At 26.6% G+C, this 25527-nt stretch carries 23 protein-coding genes; all 23 read left to right on the top strand.

Features of this window, described 5'->3' with window-relative positions:
- Positions 1-2 precede the first annotated feature (2 nt).
- The 23 genes from K0039_RS03570 to efp all read left to right on the top strand — a co-directional run bounded on the left by K0039_RS03570 (position 3) and on the right by efp (position 25439).
- The gene (locus K0039_RS03570; RefSeq protein WP_228103671.1) at positions 3-1100 is read left to right on the top strand and encodes a DUF3866 family protein; all 1098 of its coding nucleotides are present in this window, start codon (positions 3-5) and stop codon (positions 1098-1100) included.
- The gene (locus tag K0039_RS03565) at positions 1072-1602 is read left to right on the top strand and encodes an NUDIX hydrolase (protein WP_228103670.1); all 531 of its coding nucleotides are present in this window, start codon (positions 1072-1074) and stop codon (positions 1600-1602) included. Before K0039_RS03570 ends, K0039_RS03565 begins: the two co-directional genes overlap by 29 nt.
- A 58-nt stretch (positions 1603-1660) precedes the next feature.
- Positions 1661-2272: a stage II sporulation protein M gene (locus K0039_RS03560; RefSeq protein ID WP_228103669.1), complete on the top strand. Its 612-nt coding sequence runs from the start codon at positions 1661-1663 to the stop codon at positions 2270-2272.
- A gap of 12 nt (positions 2273-2284) precedes the next feature.
- Positions 2285-3172, top strand: coding sequence for a tyrosine-type recombinase/integrase (locus K0039_RS03555; RefSeq protein ID WP_228103668.1), 888 nt, complete (start codon positions 2285-2287; stop codon positions 3170-3172).
- Between the two features lie 13 nt (positions 3173-3185).
- Entirely contained in the window at positions 3186-4355 is a 1170-nt protein-coding gene (locus K0039_RS03550) for a phosphopentomutase (protein WP_228103667.1), read from the top strand.
- Between the two features lie 87 nt (positions 4356-4442).
- Positions 4443-5768 carry a pyrimidine-nucleoside phosphorylase gene (locus tag K0039_RS03545; RefSeq protein ID WP_228103666.1) on the top strand — a complete coding sequence of 442 codons (1326 nt, stop codon included), beginning with the start codon at positions 4443-4445 and terminating at the stop codon, positions 5766-5768.
- 171 nt (positions 5769-5939) lie between these two features.
- Complete coding sequence (mltG, locus tag K0039_RS03540; RefSeq protein WP_228103665.1) at positions 5940-7007, top strand: endolytic transglycosylase MltG; 1068 nt, start codon at positions 5940-5942, stop codon at positions 7005-7007.
- 108 nt (positions 7008-7115) lie between these two features.
- Positions 7116-7778 carry an O-methyltransferase gene (locus K0039_RS03535; protein WP_228103664.1) on the top strand — a complete coding sequence of 221 codons (663 nt, stop codon included), beginning with the start codon at positions 7116-7118 and terminating at the stop codon, positions 7776-7778.
- Positions 7779-7780: 2 nt separating this feature from the next.
- A complete protein-coding gene (locus K0039_RS03530; RefSeq protein ID WP_228103663.1) occupies positions 7781-8710 on the top strand; it encodes a peptidase U32 family protein in 930 nt (309 codons plus the stop codon).
- A gap of 214 nt (positions 8711-8924) precedes the next feature.
- Positions 8925-9380 (top strand): MarR family winged helix-turn-helix transcriptional regulator, encoded by a 456-nt coding sequence (locus tag K0039_RS03525; protein ID WP_103978886.1) that lies wholly within the window; start codon positions 8925-8927, stop codon positions 9378-9380.
- Positions 9381-9494: 114 nt separating this feature from the next.
- Positions 9495-11156, top strand: a complete 1662-nt coding sequence (locus K0039_RS03520) for a peptidoglycan D,D-transpeptidase FtsI family protein (protein WP_228103662.1) — start codon at positions 9495-9497, stop codon at positions 11154-11156.
- 77 nt (positions 11157-11233) lie between these two features.
- The gene (sigK, locus tag K0039_RS03515) at positions 11234-11884 is read left to right on the top strand and encodes an RNA polymerase sporulation sigma factor SigK (protein ID WP_228103661.1); all 651 of its coding nucleotides are present in this window, start codon (positions 11234-11236) and stop codon (positions 11882-11884) included.
- 214 nt (positions 11885-12098) lie between these two features.
- Positions 12099-14495 carry a PAS domain-containing sensor histidine kinase gene (locus tag K0039_RS03510; RefSeq protein ID WP_228103660.1) on the top strand — a complete coding sequence of 799 codons (2397 nt, stop codon included), beginning with the start codon at positions 12099-12101 and terminating at the stop codon, positions 14493-14495.
- A 26-nt stretch (positions 14496-14521) separates the two neighbouring features.
- On the top strand, positions 14522-17011 hold the full coding sequence (locus tag K0039_RS03505) for a sensor histidine kinase (protein WP_228103659.1): 2490 nt from the start codon (positions 14522-14524) through the stop codon (positions 17009-17011).
- Positions 17012-17070: 59 nt separating this feature from the next.
- Positions 17071-17925, top strand: a complete 855-nt coding sequence (gene aroE / locus K0039_RS03500; protein WP_228103658.1) for a shikimate dehydrogenase — start codon at positions 17071-17073, stop codon at positions 17923-17925.
- Positions 17926-17941: 16 nt separating this feature from the next.
- Positions 17942-18298, top strand: coding sequence for a hypothetical protein (locus K0039_RS03495; protein ID WP_228103657.1), 357 nt, complete (start codon positions 17942-17944; stop codon positions 18296-18298).
- Positions 18279-18878: a hypothetical protein gene (locus K0039_RS03490; protein ID WP_228103656.1), complete on the top strand. Its 600-nt coding sequence runs from the start codon at positions 18279-18281 to the stop codon at positions 18876-18878. The genes K0039_RS03495 and K0039_RS03490 overlap by 20 nt, the downstream gene beginning before the upstream one ends.
- 20 nt (positions 18879-18898) lie before the next feature.
- Complete coding sequence (locus K0039_RS03485) at positions 18899-19333, top strand: GspH/FimT family protein (protein ID WP_228103655.1); 435 nt, start codon at positions 18899-18901, stop codon at positions 19331-19333.
- A complete protein-coding gene (locus K0039_RS03480) occupies positions 19323-19844 on the top strand; it encodes a hypothetical protein (RefSeq protein WP_228103654.1) in 522 nt (173 codons plus the stop codon). Before K0039_RS03485 ends, K0039_RS03480 begins: the two co-directional genes overlap by 11 nt.
- 295 nt (positions 19845-20139) lie before the next feature.
- The gene (locus K0039_RS03475; RefSeq protein ID WP_228103653.1) at positions 20140-20724 is read left to right on the top strand and encodes a TetR/AcrR family transcriptional regulator; all 585 of its coding nucleotides are present in this window, start codon (positions 20140-20142) and stop codon (positions 20722-20724) included.
- A 161-nt stretch (positions 20725-20885) separates the two neighbouring features.
- Positions 20886-22823: a bile acid Fe-S flavoenzyme BaiCD gene (baiCD, locus tag K0039_RS03470; RefSeq protein ID WP_228103652.1), complete on the top strand. Its 1938-nt coding sequence runs from the start codon at positions 20886-20888 to the stop codon at positions 22821-22823.
- A 447-nt stretch (positions 22824-23270) separates the two neighbouring features.
- Positions 23271-24551 carry a type I 3-dehydroquinate dehydratase gene (aroD, locus tag K0039_RS03465; protein WP_228103651.1) on the top strand — a complete coding sequence of 427 codons (1281 nt, stop codon included), beginning with the start codon at positions 23271-23273 and terminating at the stop codon, positions 24549-24551.
- Positions 24552-24881: 330 nt separating this feature from the next.
- Positions 24882-25439 carry an elongation factor P gene (gene efp / locus K0039_RS03460; protein ID WP_148488690.1) on the top strand — a complete coding sequence of 186 codons (558 nt, stop codon included), beginning with the start codon at positions 24882-24884 and terminating at the stop codon, positions 25437-25439.
- Positions 25440-25527 lie beyond the last annotated feature (88 nt).

The following is a 25527-nucleotide window of genomic DNA, read 5'->3' as shown; positions in this document are numbered from 1 at the left end:
TTATGATTAGTAAAAAAGTAGGAATAGTAGAGGAAATAGTCGATAGCAGCGAGGTATTAGACGATATAAGAGTTAATATTAATGGACAAATACAAAGAGCTTATAACTATCCTAAAATAACAGGAAAGATAAATATAGGTGATGAAGCAATACTTAATACTACAGCAGTTGAGCTAAGTCTAGGTACTGGTGGATATCACTTCGTTATAGCAAATCTAAATAACAAAGAATCTGATTTATCACCAGAAGGTCATATTATGAAGCTTAGATATACTCCTTATCAAGTTAAAGTAGATTCTGTAGAAGATCATGAAAATAAACATCATGATATAATAAATAACTTTGAAACTTTAGATGAGATGCCAGTTGTTGTAGGAACTCTTCACAGTATGCTAACTCCTTTTGTAGCATCATATAAAAGGCATAATCCAAATAAAAAGTTAGTATATATAATGACTGACGGAGCAGCTCTTCCAATTTATTTAAGTAAAAATGTACAAAATCTAAAAGATAAAAATTTAATTGACAGTACTATTACTATTGGAAATGCTTTTGGAGGTGACTATGAATGTATAAACATATATACAGCTTTAATCACTGCAAAAGAAATAATAGAGGCTGATGCAGTATTTGTATCTATGGGACCTGGAATAGCAGGAACAGGTACAAAATATGGCTTTACAGGGATAGAACAAGGGCCTATATTAGATGCTATTAGAAAACTAGGAGGAAACCCTATAGCGATTCCTAGAATAAGTTTTGCTGATTTAAGAGAAAGGCATAGAGGGATATCACATCATGCAATAACTATATTTAATGAAATTGTAAATGTGAGCGTAAATATTCCTGTAACTATTTACGATAAAGAGAAATTTGATTATATAAAAAAACAAGTAAAAGACAATAAACTATTTGATAAACACAATATAATTTATCTAGATAACGATAAATGTAAAGAAGACTTGGATTATTTTAACCTTAAAGTAAGAAGTATGGGCAGAAATTACGAACAAGATAAGGAATTTTTTGATGCAGCAAGTACTGCTGCATATTACTTAATGGAGGTTTGTGATGATAACAAAGGAGACTACTGTAAGTAGTGATTTAATTTACACTGGGAAAACTATACAACTTAGAGTAGACACAGTGGAGGTGCCTAATAAAGGATATCAAAAAAGGGAAATAATTGAACATAAAGGCGCAGTGGCCATAGTTGCCATAACAGAAGATAATAAAATTGTATTAGTTAAGCAATATAGAAAAGCAGTAGAAAAAGAATTATATGAACTACCAGCTGGTAAAATTGAAATTGGAGAAGATCCTCTTGATTGTGCCATAAGGGAGTTAAAAGAAGAAACGGGATATAGTGTAGATAGTTTAAAGCTGATTCATAAGTATTATGCTACACCTGGATTTTCTAATCAGTTAGTCTTCATTTATCTAGCAAAAAATTTAATTCCAGGAGAAATTAACTTGGAAGAAGATGAATTTTTAGAAGTTTATGAAATTGATAAAGATGAAGCATATAACATGGTTATTAGTAATGAGATTTGTGACTCAAAAACTGCTATTGGAATATTATTAACTAAAGAATTAATATAAAGCATAACCTCCTCTTTTCTAACATAAATATATGTTAGGATAAGAGGAGGTTATAAATTTGAGAAAAACAATAAGAAAAAAAGATAGTTTAAGAATAAGTAAAGAAATAATTTATTTAAGTATTATCTTTATTATATTTGTAGCCATAGGAACTTATTTAAATAAGATTTTTTCAAATGGACAAGATATAGTATTAGATAGTATAAATAATTTGAATGACTACTATAGCCATGGAAGTGATATAAACATAAGTGCTGTAGTTTTTTCTAATTTAAGAGAAAACATCATTTTTTTAGGAAGTATAGTATTATTTTCATTATTTGTACTTACTTTTCCTTTAGCTATAATAAGCTTTTTATTAAAAGGAATATCAATAGGCTATACTATTAATAGCTTTATTTTATTAATTAAACTTAAAAGTATAAAAATGATATTGATTATGGTAATAAAAAATTTTATTATAATACCAGGGGCAATATTAATTATTGCCGTGAGTTTTTACTATGTTAAAAATATCTACGAAGAATATAAGCGAGGAAGAAAAGAAGGGATCTTATTTTTAGGTAGAAGATACTTGTTAAATGGTATTATTATAATAGTAATATGTACATCAGTTCAATTATTATTAAATGCAATTAGCATTGGTATTTTACAATTCCTAGTAAGATAAAAGGAGTTATTTATGGAAGTTTTACAACAATATATTGACTATATTAAATCCAAAAAAAAATTATCAGAAAATACCATATGTTCATATTATACGGATATTAAAAAATATCTAGATTATTTAAAGTCAGAGAATATTAAAATTGAAGATGTAACAGAGTATGATATTATTAATTTTTTGGTAAACTTAGAAAAACAAAATATTTCTGTTGCTACAGTATCAAGAGTAACTTCTTCTGTTAAGTCTTTTCATGAATATTTATTTTTAAATCGTATTAGCGAAACTAATCCAGCTAATACTATAAAGAAACCAAAAATAAAAAGAGAAAATATTGAAATTTTAACAGAAGAAGAAGTTGAAGCTCTTCTAAAGTTTCCTGATTTAAGTTGTCCTAAAAAAATGAGAGATAAGGCGATTTTTGAAGTATTATATGGAACAGGTATAAGAGTTTCAGAACTTGTAGAATTAAATTTACAAGATATAGACTTGGAAATTGATTATTTATACTGTAATACGGGTAAAAATCATAGAGTAATACCACTTTGTGAAATAACTAAAGTATATTTAGAGAAGTATATAAAAGAAGGAAGACCTAGTTTAGCCAAAACAGAAGAAGAGGCACTATTTGTTAATGCTCAAGGACAAAGGTTTACAAGACAAGGACTTTGGAAAGTAATTAAAAAATATGCTAATATGGCTAATATAAGTAAAAATATTAATCCTAGTATACTTAGACATTCTTTTGCTATACATTTATTAAAAGGAGGGGCAAATTTAGCTGTTGTAAGTAGAATATTGGGTAATTCCAATTTAGCTAGCTTGCAGCTATATTTAAACCAAATGGACAATAATGTTAGGAAAGAAATTAAGGACAAGCATCCAAGGAAAAAAGAAGGCATATAAGGAGGAAATTTGTATGAGTAGAGTAATATGGATAGTTATAGATAGTGTTGGAGTAGGCGCACTTAAAGATTCAGAAAAATTCGGAGATGTGGGAGTAAATACTTTAGGTAATATAGTTAAAAACCATAAAAATATAAAAATACCTAATATGATTAAATTAGGTATTGGAAATATAGATGGAATAGATTATTTATCAAAAGAAGAAAACCCGATGGGATCCTTTGGTAAATGTGATGAGTTATCATGTGGAAAAGATACAACAACAGGTCACTGGGAAATGACAGGGGTCTTAGTAGAAAATCCGTTTAAAACTTTCCCAGATGGATTTACAAAAGAAATAATAGACGAGTTTGAAAAAAGAACAGGAAGAAAAGTCGTTGGAAATAAGCCGGCTTCTGGAACAGCTGTACTTGACGAGTATGGTGAACATCAAATGGAAACTGGAGATGCAATAGTTTATACTTCAGCAGATAGTGTATTCCAAATTGCAGCTCATGAAGAGATAATACCTCTTGAAGAATTATATAAAATGTGTGAAATTGCAAGAGAAATAATGATGGGTGATAATGCTGTAGCTAGAATAATAGCAAGACCTTATATAGGTGAGAAGGCAGGACACTTTGAAAGAACTTCTAACAGAAGAGATTACTCACTAAACCCATTTGAACCTACAGTATTAGATACAATAAAAGAATCTAATTTAGATGTCATAGGTGTGGGCAAAATAGAAGATATATTTAATGGACAAGGTATAACTGAAGCTATACATACTAAGGACAATATGGATGGCGTAGATCAAACTATTAACTATATTAAAAAAGAAAATAATGGAGTAATCTTCACAAACTTAGTTGATTTTGATTCAAAATACGGGCACAGAAGAAACTCTTTAGGATATAAAGAAGCATTAGAAGAATTTGATGCTAGAATACCTGAAATCATATCATCAATGAATGAAGATGATATATTAATAATAAACGCAGACCACGGTAATGACCCTACTTATAAAGGAACTGATCATACGAGAGAATATATACCAGTACTTGTGTATGGTAAAAATATTAAAAGTGGAATAAATTTAGGTATAAGAAAAAGTTTTGCAGATATAGGAGCTACTGTAGCAGATATATTAAATGTTAAATTACCTGTTAATGGTGAAAGCTTTAAGAATGAAATAATGTAGCAAAATTTCCAACATCTTAAAATATCAATGGATCTGTTTATAAATGTCGTTGGCGACATGAGCAAAGTGAATTTTTAGGAGGCAATCATGAGAATATACGATATAATAAGAAAAAAAAGAGATAGAGAAGAATTAACAAAAGAAGAAATAGATTTTTTCGTAGATAGATATTCAAAGGGAGAAATTCCAGATTATCAAGCATCAGCTCTTTTAATGGCCATATACTTAAATAAAATGAATAAGAAAGAAACTGCCTATTTAACAGAGGCTATGATGAATTCTGGAGAGGTAATGGACTTATCTGCAATAAATGGTGTAAAAGTTGATAAGCACTCTACAGGTGGAGTAGGAGATAAGACTACAATCGCCTTAGCACCTTTAATGGCAGCTTGTGGTGTTCCAGTGGCTAAGATGTCAGGTAGAGGCCTTGGACATACAGGAGGAACTCTAGACAAGCTAGAAGCCATACCTGGATTTTCAATAGAAATGACTCCTAAGAAATTTATAGACTCAGTAAACGATATAAAAATAGCTGTTTGTGGGCAAACAGCATCAATAGCAGTTGCTGATAAAAAAATGTATGCTCTTAGAGATGTTACAGCAACAGTTGACAATATATCTCTAATAGCTGCATCTATTATGTGTAAAAAATTAGCTTCTGGAGCTGATGCCATAGTTTTAGATGTTAAAACTGGAGATGGAGCATTTATGAAAACTTTAGATGACTCTTTTGCATTAGCTAAAGAAATGGTAGAGATCGGAACGGCTATGAATAGAGAAACTATAGCCATAATAAGTGATATGGATGAACCCTTAGGAAGCGCTGTTGGTAACTCTTTAGAAGTTATAGAAGCAATAGAATCCTTAAAAGGAAGAGGACCAAAAGACTTTATGACACTTTGTGAAACATTAGGTGCATATATGCTAGTATCATCTAAGGTAGCTTCTGATTATGAAGATGGAGTAAAAAGAATCAAAGAAGCACTAGAATCTGGTGCAGCTATAGAAAAATTTAAAGAATTTGTTGCTAATCAAGGGGGCAATCCTGAAGTAGCTGATGATTACTCTTTATTACCTAAAGCTAATAATATAGTTGAAATAAAATCTGATAAAAAAGGTTTCATAGATAAAATAGAAGCAGAAGCTGTTGGAGTAAGTGCAATGATACTTGGTGCAGGAAGAGAAACTAAAGAAGATGAGTTAGACTTAAGCGCAGGTATAATCTTAAAGAAAAAAGTTGGAGACTTTGTAAATAAAGGAGATACTATAGCTTTAATGCACTTAAATAGAGAAAATAAATTAGAAGATGCTATGAAAAGATTTAAAAATGCTTATATAATAAGTGAAGAAAAGTCTGAACCTAAAAAATTAATATATGGTGTTGTGACAAAAGATGGAATAAGTAAATTCTAGTTAAATGTTTAAAAAAGCTTAACTTGTAAAAAATAAAGTTAAGCTTTTTTTAATTTTTAATATATTGAACTAAGCAAAGTGAATTTTTTAATTTACGACATTTTTATTGAAATATTTTAACCTTAGATTTATAATAAAAAGGATATAAAAGAGATAAGGAGTTAGCAACTTATGAATCTGAACAATGACAAAAGTAAAAAAATTGTAGTTTTTATAATTGCAGTTTTAATTTTAATTATTGTGGCAACTTTTGTAGTTATTCAACAAATAGGCCCATACAATAAAGCTAATAAAGAAGACATCGTAATCGATATTCCAACAGGATCTGCTCTAAGCCAAGTTACAGATATATTAAAAGAAAACAATTTAATTAAAAATAAAACTTTATTTAAATTATATGTAAGAGTAAGTAATAATTCTTCAAAGCTTAAATCTGGAAAGTACTTATTTAATCAAACTTATTCAAATAAGGAAATAATTGAGGATTTATCTGAAGGTAAAGTTTACAACGAAGGTATAAAGATAACTGTTCCAGAAGGATCTACTTCTTTTGAGATTATGGATATTCTTGTTAAAAATAAATTGGGTGAAAAAAGTGCTTATGAAAAGCTTATAAACAACCCAACAGAATTTAAGGAGAAATTCAAATTTCTAGATGACGAAAAGATTAAATCTTTAGAAGGTTTTTTATATCCAAGTACTTACTATTTTAGTGAAAAACAAAGTGAAAAAGAAGTTTTAGAACATATGCTTGAAACTTTTGATTCAAAGTATACTGACAAATTACAAAAAAAACAAAAGGAACTTAATAAATCTTTATATGAAGTAGTTAATTTGGCATCTATAGTAGAGAAGGAAGCTGTACTTGATGAAGATAGACCAATAATAGCGAGTGTATTTTATAATAGAATAAAAATAGACATGCCATTACAATCTGATGCAACAATTCAATATATTTTCAAAGAAAGAAAGAAAAGTATAACTTATAATGATTTAAAAATTGATTCTCCATATAATACCTATAAGGTTGCAGGATTACCACCTACACCTATAGCAAATCCTGGGATAAAATCTATAGAAGCAGTTTTATATCCAGATAATACAGAATATTTATATTTTGTGGCAACTATAGAAGGTGGAAATACTTATAGTAAAACTTATGAAGAACATGTAAAAAATGTGGAGAAATACAGAAAAGATAGAGAAGAAAGAAATAATAGTTATTCTACAGATAAATAGGGTAAGTATATTATTGATAGTTTGTATGGATTATGTCTTAAAAATTTGAGATATAATCCTATTAATTTGAAGAGAGCAAGTTAAGTAATAAATTAAGGAGTGAAAGAATTGAGTAATATTGTAAATAATGAAGTTGAAAGATATATAAGAGAAACACTAAAAGATAAAGAAGGTTTATTAAAAGAATTAGAAGAATATGCAGCTGAATATAATGTACCTATTGTGCATAAAGAAGTATCAGATTTATTAAAAGTTTTATTAAAAGTTCAAAATCCAAAGACTATATTGGAAGTAGGTTGTGCCATAGGATATTCATCTATTTTATTTTCAACTTCTACAAATGGAGAGGCTAAAATAATAACAGTAGAGAGAAATGAAAAAATGATTGAACAAGCAAAGAAAAACTTTGAAAGATCAGGATTTAATAATAATATTACCTTATTAGAAGGAGATGCGGAAGAATTATTAAAAAATGTTGAAGGTGAATTTGATATGATTTTCTTAGATGCAGCTAAAGGTCAATATCAATTATTCTACGATTTAGTAATAGATAAACTTAAAGTTGGTGGTCTTTTAATTTCAGATAATATTCTTTACAAAGGTATGATTGCTGACGATGATCTTGTAATGAGAAGAAAAAAAACTATTGTAAAAAGAATGAGAAACTATTTAGACTATATATGTAATTGTGGCTACTTAAATACATCATTAATACCAATTGGAGATGGAGTAGCTCTAAGTTACAAGGAAGCAGAAAGGGTTGAAGAATAATAATGTTAAACTTAGAATTATCATCCTTTGCAAAAGATTTGGCAGGATTGAAAGTTGCTCTTGAAAGCGGAGCAGATAGTGTATATATAGGTGGGCAAACTTTTGGAATGGACACTATTTCAAACAAATTTTCTATGGAAGAATTAGAAGAAGGCATAAAATTTGCACATGAAAAAAATAAAAGAGTTTATGTGACTATATCTTTATTGCCACATAACAATGACTTCGTTAAGCTAGAAGAATACTTATTAAAGTTAAATGACATAAAAGTAGATGGTTTAATATTATGCGAGCCAGGGACTTTAGAAATAGTTAGAAAAGTAACGCCTAACATGAAAGTTCACATGGGAATACAAGCTAATATTTATAACTATGAAACAGCAAGATTTTATTATGACTTAGGTGTTAAAAGAGTTGTAATTGCTAAAGAATTAGCGCTTAAGGACACAATTGAAATAAGAAAAAATGCGCCATTAGATTTAGAAATAGAAGCCTTTGTTCATGGTTCAATGGTAATGTCATATTCAGGTAGAAGATTATTATCAAATTATATGACAAGTAAAGACGCTGGAAAATATGACGAGGAAAAAAATTATAATTTAGTAGAAGAAAAAAGACCGGGTCAGTATTGTCCAATATATGAGGATGAAGGTGGTACTATCTTCTATGCTGCAAAAGATTTATGTATGATAGAATTTATTCCAGAACTTATTAAATCTGGTGTTACTATTTTAACTGTAGAAGGACATCTAAAATCAAATGAATATACTGAAAAAGTAATAAAAGCATATAGAAAAGCTATTGATGAATTTATAAATAATCCAGATAACTGGAAATTTGATAAAAACTGGTTAGAAGAACTACAAAACATAGATCATAGAGATTTAACAACTGGATTTTATTTAGAAGAAAATATAGACTATACGAAATAATAATATTAAAGTGCACAATTATGAAAATAAATGTGCATTTTTTAATATTGTAATTAGTAGACAATATTTATGGGTATGATAAATAAAGAGTATGAAAAGACAATAAAACAGTAATGTATTATTATAAAAATTAAATATAAATAGTATAGATTGAATTGTGTCAAAAAATTTATTATAATACATTTATAATATAAAGGACGGAGAGTACAAAATTATGGAAAATAAGAAAGAGGAAGTTTTAAATAAATTATTAGTTCAATTATTTAATGACATTTTACATATTGAAGAAAAATCAATGAAAAATACGGAATTTGCTAATTTATCCATTACGGAAATACATACTATAGAAGCAATAGGTAAAGAAGGAAATAGAACAATGGGAGAAATTGCCCATGATTTGAGAATTACTGTTGGAACGCTAACTACAGCAATAAATAGACTTATTAAAAAGGGTTACGTGGAAAGAAAAAGGATTGAAGAAGATAGAAGAGTAGTACTTGTTAATTTAACTGAAAAAGGAGAAGAAGTATTTAATGTCCATAGTATCTTCCATAAAGAGATGATAGATGCTATATTAGAGGCGTTTAAAGGTGAAGATTTAGAAATATTAACAAAAATTTTAGGAAAAGCAAGCAGATTCTTTGAAAGAAAATATGAAAGCTTCCAATAGGGAGCTTTTTTTATGCTCAAAAATAAAACATAATTTTAAATATAAAATTTACCATTACAGTATTTTTTTTCTTTTAGTTGTCAAAAATAATTACAAATGATAAGAGGTGATTGGATGACAAGGAAGAAAAAAAATACATCAAATAAATTAATAAGAAGAAGGATAAACTGTTTTTTTGTTGTTTTTTTATTATTGTGCGCTTATCTAACATATGAAATATCAAATTTAGCAATATTTAAAAATAAAGAATATGAAAGCAAAGTAGAGAGCCAAAGTTTAGAAACAATAAATTTAAATAGTGGAAGAGGAATAATTTATGATAGAAATAATTTACCTCTTACAGATAAGAAAGAAACTAAGGTATTGCTTGTACCAAAAGATATAATAAGTGGTAATTATCAAAATGTATCCCTTATAAAAAAAGCAACAAAATTAACGGAGGAAGATATATATAAAGCAGTACAAGAACAGTTATCAAATGAAATTATTGAAATAGACATTGACTATATTGATGAAAGTAAAATAGATGAATTAAAAGAGAAAAATATTTCAGTAAAAGAAAAAACAATTAGATATTCAGATAATAGCCTACTAACTCATTTGATAGGATATGTAAAAAAATCAGAAAATAATGGCGTTAGTGGTATAGAAAAATATATGAATGAAGAACTAAAAGATAGTAATAAAAACTATGTATCCGTGTTTAAAGCAGGAGTAAATAATAAAGGTCTTAATTATTTAAAAGGAAGTATAGAAGAAAGTTCAAATGGAGAAAATTCTTCACACCTTAAAATAAGCATAGATTCTAAGATAGAAGAAAAAGTAGAAAAAATTATGGATAAAGAAGAAAATCCTAGTTCAGTAATAATATCAGATGTTAAAACTGGTGCAATTTTAGCAATGTGCTCTAGACCAAACTTTAATCAAAATGAAATATCTGATTATAGTGATAGTGCAAAAGGTGAGCTGCAAAATAGGGCTCTAGCTGTTACATACCCTCCAGGATCTGTATTTAAGCTAGTAGTATTATATGCAGCACTTGAAAATAATGCAATAGATGAAAATTACAGATATAACTGTAATGGAAGTGCAAAGATAGGAACTTCTGGTAAAGTTTTAAATTGCAATAATAATGTTTCCCATGGCTCAGAAGATGTTAGTGATGCATTAGCTAATTCTTGTAACTGTGCATTTTATGATATAGCAAAACGAGTAGGTAGTGAAAAGATATTTGAAGCCATAAAAACACTTCATTTAGATGAAAAAATAGATATAGGAATAGATGAAGAAAAAGATTCTAAAATACCTGAAGATATAGCTCTTAGTAATTTAGCAATTGGTCAGGCTAATATAGAATTTACTCCGCTTCAAATTAATCAACTTACTCAAGCAATAGCTAATAATGGTACATATATGCCACTATATATATATAATAGTATTATAGATAATAATAAAAACATCATAAAAGAATACAAACCTAATAAAAAGTCAGAAATAATATCTCCTTACACTATGACTAGAATTAAAAACATGATGATGAAAGTATCAAAGGTTGGTACAGCAAAAGCATTATCACATTTACAAGGAGGATGTGGTGTAAAGACAGGTACTGCTCAAAGTAGTTTAAATGGAAAGGATATATCTCATGGATGGATTACAGGTTTTTATCCAGAAATAAATCCTAAATACGCCATAACGATTATAATTGAGGGAACAGAAAAGGAAAGTAAATCAGCAACTCCAACTTTCAAAGAAATCTGTGAAAATTTAAAATAAATTTAACGAAGAATAGTCAACTTTACCAGGTCACTTTCATATAATTTAGAGTGACACCTAAAAAAGGGGGTGGCCTGTTGACTATTCTAAAATCATTTGAAAAACCATTAACCCCTGAAGAAGAGATACATTATTTATCTTTATTAAAAAATGAAGATAATCAAGAAGCTAAAGAAATTTTAATAGAGAGAAACATGAGATTAGTTGCTCATATAGCAAAAAAATATAATAACTCTAATGAGGACCAAGATGATCTTATATCAATAGGAACCATTGGTTTAATTAAGGCTATAGAGACATTTAAAGTAGATAAGGGAACAAGACTAGCAACTTATGCATCCAAATGTATAGAAAATGAAATTCTAATGAATATCAGAACTAATAAAAAGAATAAGGTGCAAGTTTCTCTTCAAGACCCTATTGGTGTAGATAAGGAAGGGAATTCCATTAGCTTAATAGATATATTAGGTACTGAACCTGATTATGTAATAGACCAGGTTGAATTAAAAGTACAAATAAGTAAGCTTTATGAAAAGTTGGATAAAATTCTCACAGATCGAGAAAAAGAAATTATTCAATTAAGATATGGACTTACACCTTTGGGATATAAAACTCAACGAGAAATATCTCAAAAACTTAACATATCACGTTCTTATGTATCAAGAATTGAAAAAAAAGCTCTTAAAAAGTTGAGAAAAGAACTAAAATCAGAAAAAAGCCTTGAATAAGGCTTTTTTTGTCGTATATAACTTTTTCGCTTATATCCAGAAATTGACAAAATATTTAATATAATTATGATAATATAACTTATATGATAAAAAAAGAGAAAAAAATATGAAGTTTATACTCAAGAATCGTGTTTTTTAGTAATGAATCAAAATGTATGTAATTTAAAAATAAATAAGTTATTACTGCTATCATACTATAAAGGGGGGAAGCTTTATGATTCTAAATGAATATGGTGAATTACTATATTTATTAAAAATTATTACTAACATTGCTATACCACTATTGTTAATATTTATATATAAAATATCAAAAGACAAAAATATATTGTTAATATTACCATTATTTTTTTTAGATTTATTAATAATGCAATTAAAAGAATATAATATTAGACTAATAATGAACTATGCTACGGAAATATCATCTATAGTTATTTTTCTAAAACTTCTTATACTATTTCAAATAAAAATAAAAAGCAAAAGTAGTTTGAAAAAGTATATCACTCCTTTAATATTTACTATTGGACTAGTATATACAGTACTTTATGGTTCCATGACTATGGATGTAATATATGAAATATTAATTAACTTATGTATTTTAAGCATTATATGTATTAACGTTATATATATAAAACATAAAGAAAATGAATTGAACAAAAATAAGTTTCGTATGAATAAGCAATATATATCAAGAACAATAAAAGAAGTAGAAAATGAAACGTATATTCAGAACTATATGAGGGAAGAAATTAAAACTGTTAATGATAAATTAGCTAGTATTGTTGAAGTAATTAATATTCCTATAATAATTTTAAATGCATTTAATTATAAGTGTATTTTTAAAAATAAGTATTTCGATGAATTTATAATAGGAAATAATTATAATGTTGAAAACTTTGATTTTAGTGATTTTATAAGTAATGAGTTAAATAAAGATCCTAAAAACATATTTGATCAAATAAGTAAGATGGATTTTGGAAAAGAAAATTTTTTACAAATAGAATTTGTTAATAAGAAGTATAAGTTAGTTTTAGTAAAAGACTACTTTGAAGGTGGGGAAACCATAATTTGTGAATTGAAAGATATTACTGAAATATCTATTGAAGAAGACAAATTGAAAAAAAGCGAATTAAGATATAAAACTTTAATGGATATATTAAGTGATGGTGTACTTATTCATGATGGGGATAATATTAGCTACATTAATAAAATAGGAATGGATATTTTTGATTTAGATTCATCTATAAAAAATGTGTGGACTATGGACAAAATAGAAAAAAGAATAAGCAAAGATAGCAAGGATGAGTTTTTACATAATATATTTGTTTTGAAAAATGGTGATAAAGAGCAAGAAAAAAGCCAACTTGAATTGGAAAATGGAAAGATTATAGATTTCATTTCATCGACTTTTAGGCTAAATGGTAAAAAAATGATATTAAGTATTGCCAGTGATTGTACGGAACATGAAGTTGCATTAAATAAACTTGATGAAAATAAAGAGACTTATTATGGATTAATTCAAACTTTACCAGAAGGAATCATATTAGTGAATAAATATACAAAAAAACAAGTATACACTAATAAATACATGATGAGGTTGTTAAAAGACATGGGACTAGACAACTTTAATAAAATAATAGATACATACTTAGAAAATAATGAAGAAGTTAATTTTAAAACTTTTTATATGAATCAAGAAAAAAATAAAAAAATATCAATAGCCATAGAACAAGTGCCAAAACAAGATAATCTACTTGTTATAGTAAGAGACTTAGAAATTGAACAACAACTGGAGAGTGTGTACAATAAACTTCGAATGATAAAAGAAAGAAACAAGTTTAAAACTGAATTTTTAACAAGAGCATCTTCGATTATAAAGAAACCAATAAATACTATATTTGAAGTTAATAAATTTTTAGATAACAACAAAGATATATATAATTATGATGGTGTAAGAAGTTATACTAAAACAGTTAAACAAAATTCTTACAGATTAAAGAGATTATTAAATAATATAGAAGAAATAAGTAAGATAGAGGCAGGTATATATTATAGAGATTATAAAATCTATGATATAGTTAAATATTTAGAAGAGCTTGTTCAATTATGTAGAGCATATACAAAACCTAAAAATTTAGATATAACATTTGAAAGCAATAAAAGAGAAGTTCTAATTTTTATGGATAAAGAAAAAATTGAAAAAATTATACTTAACTTATTATCTAATGCAATAAAATTTACTGAAAAAGGCGGAAAAATAAAAGTATCATTAAAAGTAGATAAAAAAGATATAACAATAGCTATTAAAGACAATGGTAGTGGAATACCTAGCAATAAACTTGATTTTATTTTCGAAAACTTTGAACAAGTTAATAGATCCTTATCTAGAACCGCAGAAGGAACTGGGGTTGGTTTATATCTTGTTAAGAAGTTAGCTTTGGTTCATCATGCCAAGATTCAAGTTAATAGCAAGATAGGCTATGGAAGCAAATTTGAAGTAATCCTTAAAGGTAATTATTTAGAAAGTACTAAAGAAAATAAACATAAAATTGAAAACATTATAATAGATAGAGAGTCTATTGACTTAGAGTTTTCTGATATATATCTGGCTTAGCGCTTAAAAATAGGGGGGGGGAAGTAATGAATGGCTTTATTGTAAATTTGAACACACTAACGATTTCCTTATTCTTATGTGTTTTTTTTATTATTTTATCTAGTATAGGTATTAGAAAAAGCAAAAAAAATATAATTCAATTAGTATTGATAGGAACTATTCTAACAATGAAAATATGCTATTACTTAAAAAGAATAGTAGCAAATACTATAATTGCTAATGATTATAATTTATTTTATATGTTTTTAGTAGGGGATATAATAGTACTAATATTATTTTATCTTATATCTAATGATGAAAAGATTAACTTACATAGAAGAATCATTTTTTTTATAAATTATGTAGCTTGCATATTTTCATTTTATTTAAGCCTTAATAATATACATACTAATTTAAATAATTTTATGATTATAAGTCTTATTATAGGAAATATCTACTTATTTTATAGTAAATATCCTAAGGTGATACAGACTATTTCATTATATTATATTATTAATTTTATCTTAGTATTGCAAAGTCATATTATTAATTGGCTTATATATAGTAATATACTTCTAGATTTATTAATTGTTTCACTTATATTCTTTAAAACTTATATAATTTACATTGAGCAGCCTAACATAAAATATGCTAAAACAGAAAGTAATTTAAGTAGAAGTGCCATAAATATGAAGTTATATGATGAAAGATTGAATAATTATAGAATGGTTAATAAAATATTGCAAGAAGACTATGATTTAAAAGAAAAAAATCTGCATATTCTTCTAGGGCAATTTAAGAAAAGTGCCTTATTAATTGACGAAGATAACTATATTATTAATAATGATGTTGTATTTAAAACTATGTTTAATTCATATAAGGACTACCATACAGCGATAAAACTAGATAATTTTTTAAATGACAATATGATAGAAAAAGAAAAATTTTTAAAAAGTATAGAAGATGCAAGATATTATGGTGAAAGCGTAATTACTGAGGTAACAATAAAGGATGGTAGGATTTTTGAATGTGTCTTTTCTTTATATGAAGAATATGAATCTTCAAAAGTCATTTGTATATTATCTGATATTACGTATGAAAAGAAAATGGCCTTAAAGATACAAGAAAATGATGTAAAGTATAAAAAGATAGTTGAAAATATACCATACTCTATAATATTAGAGAAAAATAAAGAGATAGTTTATAATAATAATAAGTTAGATATAGACTTAAATAATAGTGATATTAAGAATATTATTCTAAATAGCGCAACAAAAGGTGAAATAAATTATATTGATGATGAAAGTAAAGAAATTTCATTATATATAGACAGAATAAAATTTATTGAGGATGATGAGGAAATTAGTTTAATTGAAATAAAAGATATTTCTAACTATAAAAAGTTACTTAATAAATTGGAGGTTAGTACAAATCAATATAAAACTTTAATAGATACTATACCAGAGGCAATATGTGTATTAGATTATGAAAGTAAAGAGTTTGAATATGCAAATGATACTTTCTTTGAATTATTCAAAATTCAAGATATAGAGAATATGGACTTGGATGAAATATATAATGACATAGCAATTAGTTCTGGTAATATAAATGAAAATATTAAATATATAAGGAAAACTCTAAAGGATGGATACGGAGGGTTAATAAATATTGAAAGTAGTGTAGTACTTATTAATATTAATAAATCTACTAAAATGGTACTAATAATTAGAGACATTACAGAAGAAATTAAAGTGGAATCTATGAAAAAAGAAATTTTAGAAAGTGAAATTATTAATAAGGACAAGGATGATTTCTTTATAAATATGTCACATGAACTGTTAACACCGGCTAACTTACTTCATAGCAGTAATCAATTTATAGAAAGAAACTGTAAAGATATTATTAAGAGAGAGCCTAATGGTGAGTTTGCCAACTCTATATCAGTTATGAAAAAACATGTGGAAGTTTTGATCACACTAATTAATAAGATTATGGAATTATCTAAGTTAGAAGAAGATAACCATAATGAAAGTAATGAAATTTACGATATTGTATCTTTGTGTGAAGATATAGTTACTCAATTAAATAAGTATACTGATTATAAAAATATTAACATAGTATTTGATACAGATGAAGAGGAAGTATATACAAAAATAGATTCAGATGATATGACTAAAGCTATTCTTACCTTATTATCTGTAGTAGTAAAAAACTCTAGGATAAAAAGTACAATTGATTTTAGTATAAAAACCAAAGTAGATAAAGTAATAATTATGATAGAAAATTTCAAAAGATATAATTACGAGCAATACCTTGATAATTATGAAGAAAAAATTCTTAATTTAAGTATGTCCATTGCAAAGTTAATAGTGAACAAATATAAGGGAAAAGTAGACATGAGAACTAACAAAGATGATTGCATATTAATTGAGATGGAACTTAATATTGAAAAAAATATTAATGATAATGAAAAAACTATTAAAGTAATTGATGAAAACTTTATCTATAATGAATATAAGAAAATATGCGATTTATAGTTAAAATAAGACGTATAAATTACTAAAGATATGATAATAAACATAATAAAGGAGCTACTATGAATATAAATTCTAACACAAAATTAATAGGTCTTTTTGGACAACCAGTAAGCCAAAGTTTTTCACCAAGCATACATAATTACTTATCACAAAAATATAAAAAAAATAATATTTATATGTGTTTTGAAATAGAAAAAAATAACTTAGAAAATGCAGCACAAAGTATAAAAACTTTTAATATGAAAGGTTGTAATGTAACAATTCCTTATAAAGTAGATATAATCCCATACCTAGATAAAGTAGACAAAAATGCACTACTTATAGGAGCTGTAAACACAATAAAAAATGTAAATAATGAATTAGTAGGCTATAACACAGATGGTATAGGATTTATAAAATCTTTAACAGATGAAGGTTATGATTTAAAAGATAAAAAAATAATCATTTTAGGGGCTGGAGGAGCTTGTAGAAGTATAGCAGTAGAATTGGCTAACAAAGAAGTTTCTTATATTGAAATTAGAAATAGAAGTGAAGAAAATGCAAAGAATATTTGTAACTTAATTAATAGTAATTTCTTATTAAAAGCCGATTATGACACAAATCCAGTAGAAGAAAATGATTTGAAAAGCTTTGATATTTTAATTAATACTACGCCTATAGGTATGGGATCTAAGGACTGTCCAATAGATGTTAATATAAATCCACCTAAAAATTTACTAGTTTGTGATATTGTATACAAGCCTTATGAAACTAAATTATTATCTTGGGCTAAAAATAATAATTTAAAGGTTGTTTATGGCATTAATATGTTAATTAATCAAGGATTATTAGCTTATGAAATATGGGAAAATATAAAAGCGAGTGAGGATGATCTTGAAGAAATAAAGAATATATATTTCAATTCACTAAAGTAAAAATTTAGGAAGGGTGATGAGGATTAAAAGAAAAGGATTCACAACTTTAGAATGTGTAATAAGCTTATTTATTGTTAGTATGATAGTATTTATAATCACATCAACATTGCATAATAATATTATTTTGCTTAAGAAAAATAATCATAATAGACAGATGTTATATATAGCTAAAGAAAAAATCGAAGATGAAAGAAATAAAATAAAAATGAGTACTAATACAGACAGATATGATGCAGAGCAAACGGTGAACAATTTTAAAATAAAAACTTCAGTTACTCCAATTAGTTATTATAATTGTTATGATTTAAGAGTTAAAGTATCAGATAATAATAGAGAAATGGAACTTAATACTTATGTTACAAAGAAAGAGTAAAGGTTCAATTTTAATTATGTCTGTTATTACATTTACAATAATTAGTTTAATATGTATTACATGTTCCAGTTTGATTTTAAGTAATAACAGAATCAGTGAGTTAGAATATAAAACTGAAAAGCTTAAGGAAGAAAATCTTGGAGTTATTGAACTTATTTATAGTAATATGCTTAAAGAAGTTAAATATGCTATGGAAAACACGGAAAGAGAAGATGAATTTTATAATTATTTAACTAAAAATAATAGCGCAATATTTATAAATAAAGTAAAGAAAATTGAAAATACAGGCCTTACAAATAGAACTATAGATATGGCTTTTGATAATAGTTTGTCTACAAAAGAATACATTCATTATAAAATTTCAACAAAAAGTAAAATTAATAATCATGATAAATATGCACTGATAAGTGTGAAAATTAAAAATCCTTGGTTTGGGAAAACAGAGAAAAATTTAGAAGAATCAAATATGAATGAAGAAGAAGATTTAAATATGGAAGTTAATGTTGAAAATACTGAGGATGAAATTGCTGAAATAAATGAAGGTGATTTGATTATGTTGTATAATTACGAGGAGAAATAATATATGAAGCGAGAAGGAATGTGAGTACGCTTGAACTTATAGTAACAATAAGTATAATAGTCATCTTATCTAGTATTTGCTTTATGAAATACGAAGGTGATAATTATAAAATGGAAATTTTTGCGAGAGAGTTATGTTCAGACATACGTTATGTAAGAAGAGAGAATATGTTAAACAATACTAATGTTTATATTAGGTTTTTAAATGAAAATAACAAATGGTCTTATATTTTACATAAAAATAAAAAAGAAGACAAAAGATTGTATTTACCTAAGAATGTAAATTTAAACTTTCCAATAGGCCAGAACAATTCCTTAATATCTTTTTATACGAGTGGTCTATATAAAAATGGTGGTGGAACTATAAGCATTAATAAAGGTGATAAGTATAAATATATTACAATAGTGCCAGTAAGCGGAAGAGTGCTATACAAAGAGGGAATATATGAAAAGTAGAAAAGGTTACTTGCTTTTAGAAAGCATAATATCTTTATTTATTATAGTTACTATTTCTTTAAGCTTATATTCATTTTTATTTTTTAGTAATAAATATAAAAAAACTATTGAAGACAATGTTGAATTATATGAACAAGGTGAAGAAATGTGTTATCAAATTAATAAAGTTATAGAAAATAGTGATGGAATTATAAGTATACGTGATTTGAATGGAAATACCATAAACGGAGATACTTCATCTTATAAAAAAATTAATTCAATGAAGTGTAAATATAAAAATCAATATAGAAATGTAAAAGATAAGGAAATAAGTTATAAGAGCAATAAAAAACTGTTTATAAATACGCTAAATAGTAGTGGAAATAGTGAAACTGGAGGGTATGAAATAGGTGACTACGTTGATTTTATATCTGTAATGATAGAAAATAATAAGATATCTGTCAAACTTAATTTAAGTAAAAATGATGAAAAATATGAAACGACTTTTAAATCTTATATAAAAAACTTTTGAATGAAAATAGGACGATATTAATCGTCCTATTTTCATGTGATAAAACAATTACAAAGTGCAGTACTAATTTGTATGATGCTGCTTTAGTGGATATTATATAGTTATGATTGGTTTGACAACAATGAATTGATGTTAGTATATAGAAAAGTAATTTTCATAAATAGTCTTATGATATAATATTATTTGTGAATGTTAATATAGTAAAAAGCTATAAATATAAATAGTTTGATTGAAAATATAATATAGTTATAAAATTAAAAGGTATAAATTTAAATTTCTTATAAGAGGTGAAAAAGTGAGAGAACTTAAAAATATAGAAGAAAAAATTTTAGATAGTGCATTATATCTTTTTGGAAAGAATGGTTCATTAAATGTTCCAATTAGGACAATAGCAAAGGAAGCAGAAGTAAATGTAAGTGCAATAAATTATTATTTTAGAAGTAAAGATGAAATGATAAAAAATGTTCAAAGATTTTATATTCAGAACACAATTTTAGCTTATTCCAAGCTTGATAATGAACAGCTTAGTGATGAAGAAAAGTTAATCCTGTGTACTAATGAAATAATGGAATATGCATTAAGATATCCAGGAGTGCTTGTAATGCAAAAGGAAGCTACTAAGGCTGGTGAAGATGAAGAAATATCAAGAGAAATAATAGATATCACAGAATCTTTAAATAAAAAGTTAGATAGAGTTTTAAAAAAAGTAATTAAAATATCTGAAAATAAATTTACATATGCAAAGATGGTATTTTTATCATCAATTATTTATCCTACTAGTGATCTTAATACAGAAGACTTAAAAAATGAATTGATAAATGATAAAGATAAAAGAATAGAGTATATAAGATATATATTGAATATACTAAAAAATAATTAAGTTGGTAAGTGAGAATATATTTACAAAAGTGTAGATATATTCTTTTTTTACAGTATTAAAACATTTTGTTTGAAACATATTGATTAAATCAAAGTGATGGAATATAATAAAATAAAACAAGAATCTTAATTTGATAAAAAATAAATTTTAAGGGGGATATTATGTATTATAATCATTTATTTAACTCTATAAAAATAAGGGGATTGGAAATAAAAAATAGGGTTATATTTCCTGCTATGGGGACAAAAATGCTTAATGGAGATAGCTATGTAACTGATCAACTAATTGATTATCATGTAGCCAGAGCAAAAGGTGGAAATGGTTTAAACTTTACAGAAGTATGTTCTGTATACAGTAAATCATCACCAAAGAATTTTTTAGCTTTGTCTGATGATAAATACATTCCAGGAATGAAGAAATTAGTTGATGCAATTCATAAGGAAGGTGGATTGATTGGTGCTCAATTATGGTTAGGAGGATCAGCAGTATTATTTGGGGATTCAAGTGCAATGGTTGTATTGCCTACTGACTTTCAAGCATCTCCTGATTATGTAATACCAGGAGCTAGTATAGAAATAATCAAAGAAGCTGTTGAAGCTTTTGGAACAGCAGCAAAGCGTGCAGTAGAAGTAGGGTTTGATACGGTTGAGTTCCATGCAGGGCACAACTATACTCCACATTCTTTCTTAAGTAAGGCATTTAATAAAAGAAGAGATGAGTATGGTGGGTCTTTTGAAAATCGTTCAAGATTTTTATTAGAATGTATAGAATCTATACGTAATAATATACCTGAAGATATGCCACTATTTATGAGAATAGATGCATTTGATGATTATGTTGAAGATGGTTTAACTATTGAAGAAGTAATTGAATTTTGTAAATTATCTAAGAATGCAGGTGTAGATGTAGTTGATGTTTCAAGAGGAAACTTTTCAAGTGCAGCTATTAAATATGAAGTACCACCAGTAGATTTACCAAGAGGATTTAATGTTGATAATGCAACAAGAATAAAGAATGAGACTGGTTTAGTAACAGTTGCTGTAGGCAGAATAAATGATCCAGAGCAAGCTGATGAAATTATTAAGGACTGCAAAGCGGATATGGTTGTTATAGGAAGAGGACAACTTGCAGATCCAGAGTTTTGTAACAAAGCTATGAAAGGAAAAGCTGATAGCATTATACGTTGTGTTGGATGTAACCAAGGATGCTATGATGGATTTAATTCCAAAGATGTTCCTTTTATAACCTGCTTAAGAAACCCAGCTTTAGGAAGAGAGAAGGAATATGAATTAAGAAGAACTGAAAAACCTAAAAAGGTACTGATTATTGGTGGAGGAGTTTCAGGGCTACAAGCTGCAATTACTTTAAAAGAAAGAGGACATATTCCGGTAATATGTGAGGCTAGTGATTCATTAGGAGGTCAATTTGTATTAGCTGGAGCAGCACCAAGGAAGGAAGAAATGAAATTGGCAGCTATCCATATGGGAGAAGAATGTAAGAAAGCAGGTATTGAAATTAGACTTTCTACAAAGGTAACACCTGAAGTAATTAAAAGTGTAAATCCAGATGAAGTTATAGTAGCAGTAGGATCTTCTCCAATAAAACTAAATATACCTGGCTCTGATTTAGCTAATGTTACAAACTCTCATAATGTATTAGCTGGGAAAGTTAAAATAGAGGGGAATGTAGTAGTAGTAGGGGGTGGATTAGTAGGTCTTGAAGTTGCTGAGTATCTATCAGGTAAAGTTGGAAAGATTACTGCTGTTGAAATGTTAAATGAAGTAGCCAAAGATTTAGGCCAACTTCGTAAGATTTGTGTAATGGAGAATTTATATGAAGAAGGAATAACTACTATAACTAATGCTAAATGTGTAGAAATAAAAGAGAATTCAATTACTATTGATAAACAGGGTGTTTTAGAAGAAATACCTTGTGATTATACAGTTGTATCAATAGGTTCAAGAGCTCGTGATCATAAGGAAATATCACAATATTGTGATGAAAATAATATACCTTATCATATAATAGGAGACGCAATTAAAGCTAGAAGAGCATTGAATTGTGTTAAAGAGGCAGTAGACGTGGCAAGAGAAATATAATAAGTTATTAATTAACTTTGTATATAGAAACCTAAGAACTATACTTGGGTTTCTTTTTATTTTAATTAATGAATATTTAGGAAAACATATAATTACCTTTGTTCTAAGATCAAACTCTATGCGATGCGCTATTTAATGTGAAAAATGTAAAAAGAGCTATCCCTTTAATGATTTAAAAATCATTTTGAGACAACTCTTTTTCCGTTTACATACACACATAAATAAACATTTTTAAACAACACATAACAAAAAACAAATTAAAGATATGAGACTCATATCTCTAATTATAAATTACAATATATTATGGTATTTTACAATAATTTACTTATATTTTTATGTTAAAAAAATTTTATTTAGTTTTATTGTGTTCAAATAGTAGAATAATAGTATACAATCTAATTAAATTAAAATGTATATGATTAAAAAATAGAACTTATGGAGAATAATATGAAGTGTGTAAGAGTTAAAAATATAAGACTAGGTTGTGGCAAACCTAAAATTTGTACATCTTTAGTAGGTAAAAGTGAAAATGAAGTAATAAAAGAATGCGAAAAAATATATTCTATGGATGTAGATATTGTAGAATTAAGATGTGATTTTTATGAATATATTAAAGATATTACAAAAGTATGTGATTTGTTAGATAAAATAAAAAAAAATTTGAATGAAAAGCCTTTGATTTTTACTATCAGAAGTAAAGAAGAAGGCGGAGAAATAAATATAAGTGAAAATGAGTATATAGATTTATATAAAAACATATGTGAAAAAAAACTTACTGATATTATTGATGTAGAGCTTAGAGTTGGAGATGAAAAAATAAAAGAATTAGTTGAAATAGCTCATAATAATGATATTAAAGTAATTATTTCTAAACATGATTTTGAGAAGACTCCTTCTAAAAGTGAAATGATTGAAGATTTAATAAAAATGCAAAAACTAAATGGGGATATTCCAAAATTGGCAGTTATGCCCAATGATTATATAGATGTAATTAAATTATTAGAAGTTACTAGTATAATGAAAGAAAAATATAATGAAACTCCAATAATAACTATTTCCATGGGAACTAAGGGCATAATAAGTCGTATGAGCGGTCAGATATTTGGTTCTTGCTTAACATTTGCTTCTGGAACAAAAGCATCCGCGCCAGGGCAAATAGAAGTTGAAGATTTAGATATTTCTCTGGAAATAATCAATAAGTATTATAAGGAAGAAATTAATTTACAAAAAAATAATATTATACTAATTGGTTTTATGGGAACTGGTAAGAGTTCCGTATCAAAAAAGCTAAGTGAAGTATTAAAAATGAAAAGCATTGATACTGATCAATATATTGAAAGAAAAGAAAATACAACTATTGATAAGATTTTTTCTGTTAATGGAGAAGAGTATTTTAGAAAATGTGAAAAAGACGTTTTATTAGAATTATCAAATGAAAAAAATATTATTATTTCCGGTGGAGGGGGAATAGTAATAAAGGAAGAAAATATTAAATTAATGAAAGAAATGGGAAAAGTGATATTGCTTACAGCAAGTTCTAATATCATATACAAAAGAGTAAAACATAGCAAAGATAGACCAATTTTAAATGATAATATGAATGAAGAATATATATCAACTTTAATGAAGAAAAGAGAAGAAAGATATTTGCAAGCAGCAGATATAATTATAAATACAGATAATAAAAGTATAGAAAAAATTTGTGAAGAAATAATAAATAAGTTATGATTTATAAGTCACTAAAAACGTAACTTTATAAGTAAATAAAGGCTTTTATTAAATTTTTACTAAAGTAACATTATTTGAATTAAGTGATTTAGTATAAAAAACAGAGAAATTATAAAAATATAATAAAGTAGTTAGTTAAAAACTTGTTTAAATAACTTAATGTATGATATTATATTAAGAGAAAAAATTATTTTGTAAAAATATGCAATTTACTTAATAAGTTATTGTATATTAAAAATTTAAATTCATATGATGATATGTATTGGGATGAAGTTAATAGATATCATCAAGACATATATGATGACAAATTTTTTAGATGGAGGAACAGATATGGTAACAGCAGGAGATTTTAGAAAAGGTGTAACTTTCGAAAAAGATGGACAACCTTGTTTAATAGTTGATTTCCAACACGTTAAGCCAGGAAAAGGTGCAGCTTTCGTAAGAACAAAATACAAAAACTTAAAAACAGGAGCTATAAGAGAAGAAGCTTTCAACCCAAGTGATAAATTCCCAAAAGCATTAATAGAGACTAAGCAAATGCAATACTTATATGATGATGGTGAATTATACTACTTCATGGACGAAGAAACTTACGATCAAATACCTTTAAACTATGAGCAAGTTGAAGATGCTATAAAATTCTTAAAAGAAAACGAAGTAGCAACTATAAGATTCTACCAAGGACAACCATTCCAAGTAGAGGCTCCAAACTTTGCAGAATTAACAGTAACTGAAACTGAGCCAGGAATAAAGGGAGATACTGCTTCGAACGTAACTAAGTCAGCTACAGTTGAAACAGGTGCAGTAGTTCAAGTACCTTTATTTATAAATGAAGGTGACAAAATAAAAATAGACACTAGAACTGGTGAATATTTATCAAGAGTTTAATATTTTAATGTATAAAAAGCTTATATATCTCAATAATAATGATATATGAGCTTTTAGTTTATAAATAAAATGAAAGTGAGGTATTAAT

Source organism: Terrisporobacter mayombei, assembly GCF_020748465.1.
GTDB lineage: Bacteria > Bacillota > Clostridia > Peptostreptococcales > Peptostreptococcaceae > Terrisporobacter > Terrisporobacter mayombei.
Note: the sequence above shows the minus strand (reverse complement) of the source record. Positions and strands in the feature narration are given on the sequence as shown.

What these genes read in the sequence shown, in the direction of transcription:
- K0039_RS03570 (WP_228103671.1), top strand. Translation starts at nt 3, where the DNA reads ATGATTAGTAAAAAAGTAGGAATAGTAGAGGAAATAGTCGATAGCAGC.
- K0039_RS03565 (WP_228103670.1), top strand. Translation starts at nt 1,072, where the DNA reads ATGATAACAAAGGAGACTACTGTAAGTAGTGATTTAATTTACACTGGG.
- K0039_RS03555 (WP_228103668.1), top strand. Translation starts at nt 2,285, where the DNA reads ATGGAAGTTTTACAACAATATATTGACTATATTAAATCCAAAAAAAAA.
- K0039_RS03550 (WP_228103667.1), top strand. Translation starts at nt 3,186, where the DNA reads ATGAGTAGAGTAATATGGATAGTTATAGATAGTGTTGGAGTAGGCGCA.
- K0039_RS03545 (WP_228103666.1), top strand. Translation starts at nt 4,443, where the DNA reads ATGAGAATATACGATATAATAAGAAAAAAAAGAGATAGAGAAGAATTA.
- mltG (WP_228103665.1), top strand. Translation starts at nt 5,940, where the DNA reads ATGAATCTGAACAATGACAAAAGTAAAAAAATTGTAGTTTTTATAATT.
- K0039_RS03530 (WP_228103663.1), top strand. Translation starts at nt 7,781, where the DNA reads ATGTTAAACTTAGAATTATCATCCTTTGCAAAAGATTTGGCAGGATTG.
- K0039_RS03525 (WP_103978886.1), top strand. Translation starts at nt 8,925, where the DNA reads ATGGAAAATAAGAAAGAGGAAGTTTTAAATAAATTATTAGTTCAATTA.
- K0039_RS03520 (WP_228103662.1), top strand. Translation starts at nt 9,495, where the DNA reads ATGACAAGGAAGAAAAAAAATACATCAAATAAATTAATAAGAAGAAGG.
- K0039_RS03510 (WP_228103660.1), top strand. Translation starts at nt 12,099, where the DNA reads ATGATTCTAAATGAATATGGTGAATTACTATATTTATTAAAAATTATT.
- K0039_RS03505 (WP_228103659.1), top strand. Translation starts at nt 14,522, where the DNA reads ATGAATGGCTTTATTGTAAATTTGAACACACTAACGATTTCCTTATTC.
- aroE (WP_228103658.1), top strand. Translation starts at nt 17,071, where the DNA reads ATGAATATAAATTCTAACACAAAATTAATAGGTCTTTTTGGACAACCA.
- K0039_RS03495 (WP_228103657.1), top strand. Translation starts at nt 17,942, where the DNA reads ATGAGGATTAAAAGAAAAGGATTCACAACTTTAGAATGTGTAATAAGC.
- K0039_RS03490 (WP_228103656.1), top strand. Translation starts at nt 18,279, where the DNA reads ATGTTACAAAGAAAGAGTAAAGGTTCAATTTTAATTATGTCTGTTATT.
- K0039_RS03480 (WP_228103654.1), top strand. Translation starts at nt 19,323, where the DNA reads ATGAAAAGTAGAAAAGGTTACTTGCTTTTAGAAAGCATAATATCTTTA.
- baiCD (WP_228103652.1), top strand. Translation starts at nt 20,886, where the DNA reads ATGTATTATAATCATTTATTTAACTCTATAAAAATAAGGGGATTGGAA.
- aroD (WP_228103651.1), top strand. Translation starts at nt 23,271, where the DNA reads ATGAAGTGTGTAAGAGTTAAAAATATAAGACTAGGTTGTGGCAAACCT.
- efp (WP_148488690.1), top strand. Translation starts at nt 24,882, where the DNA reads ATGGTAACAGCAGGAGATTTTAGAAAAGGTGTAACTTTCGAAAAAGAT.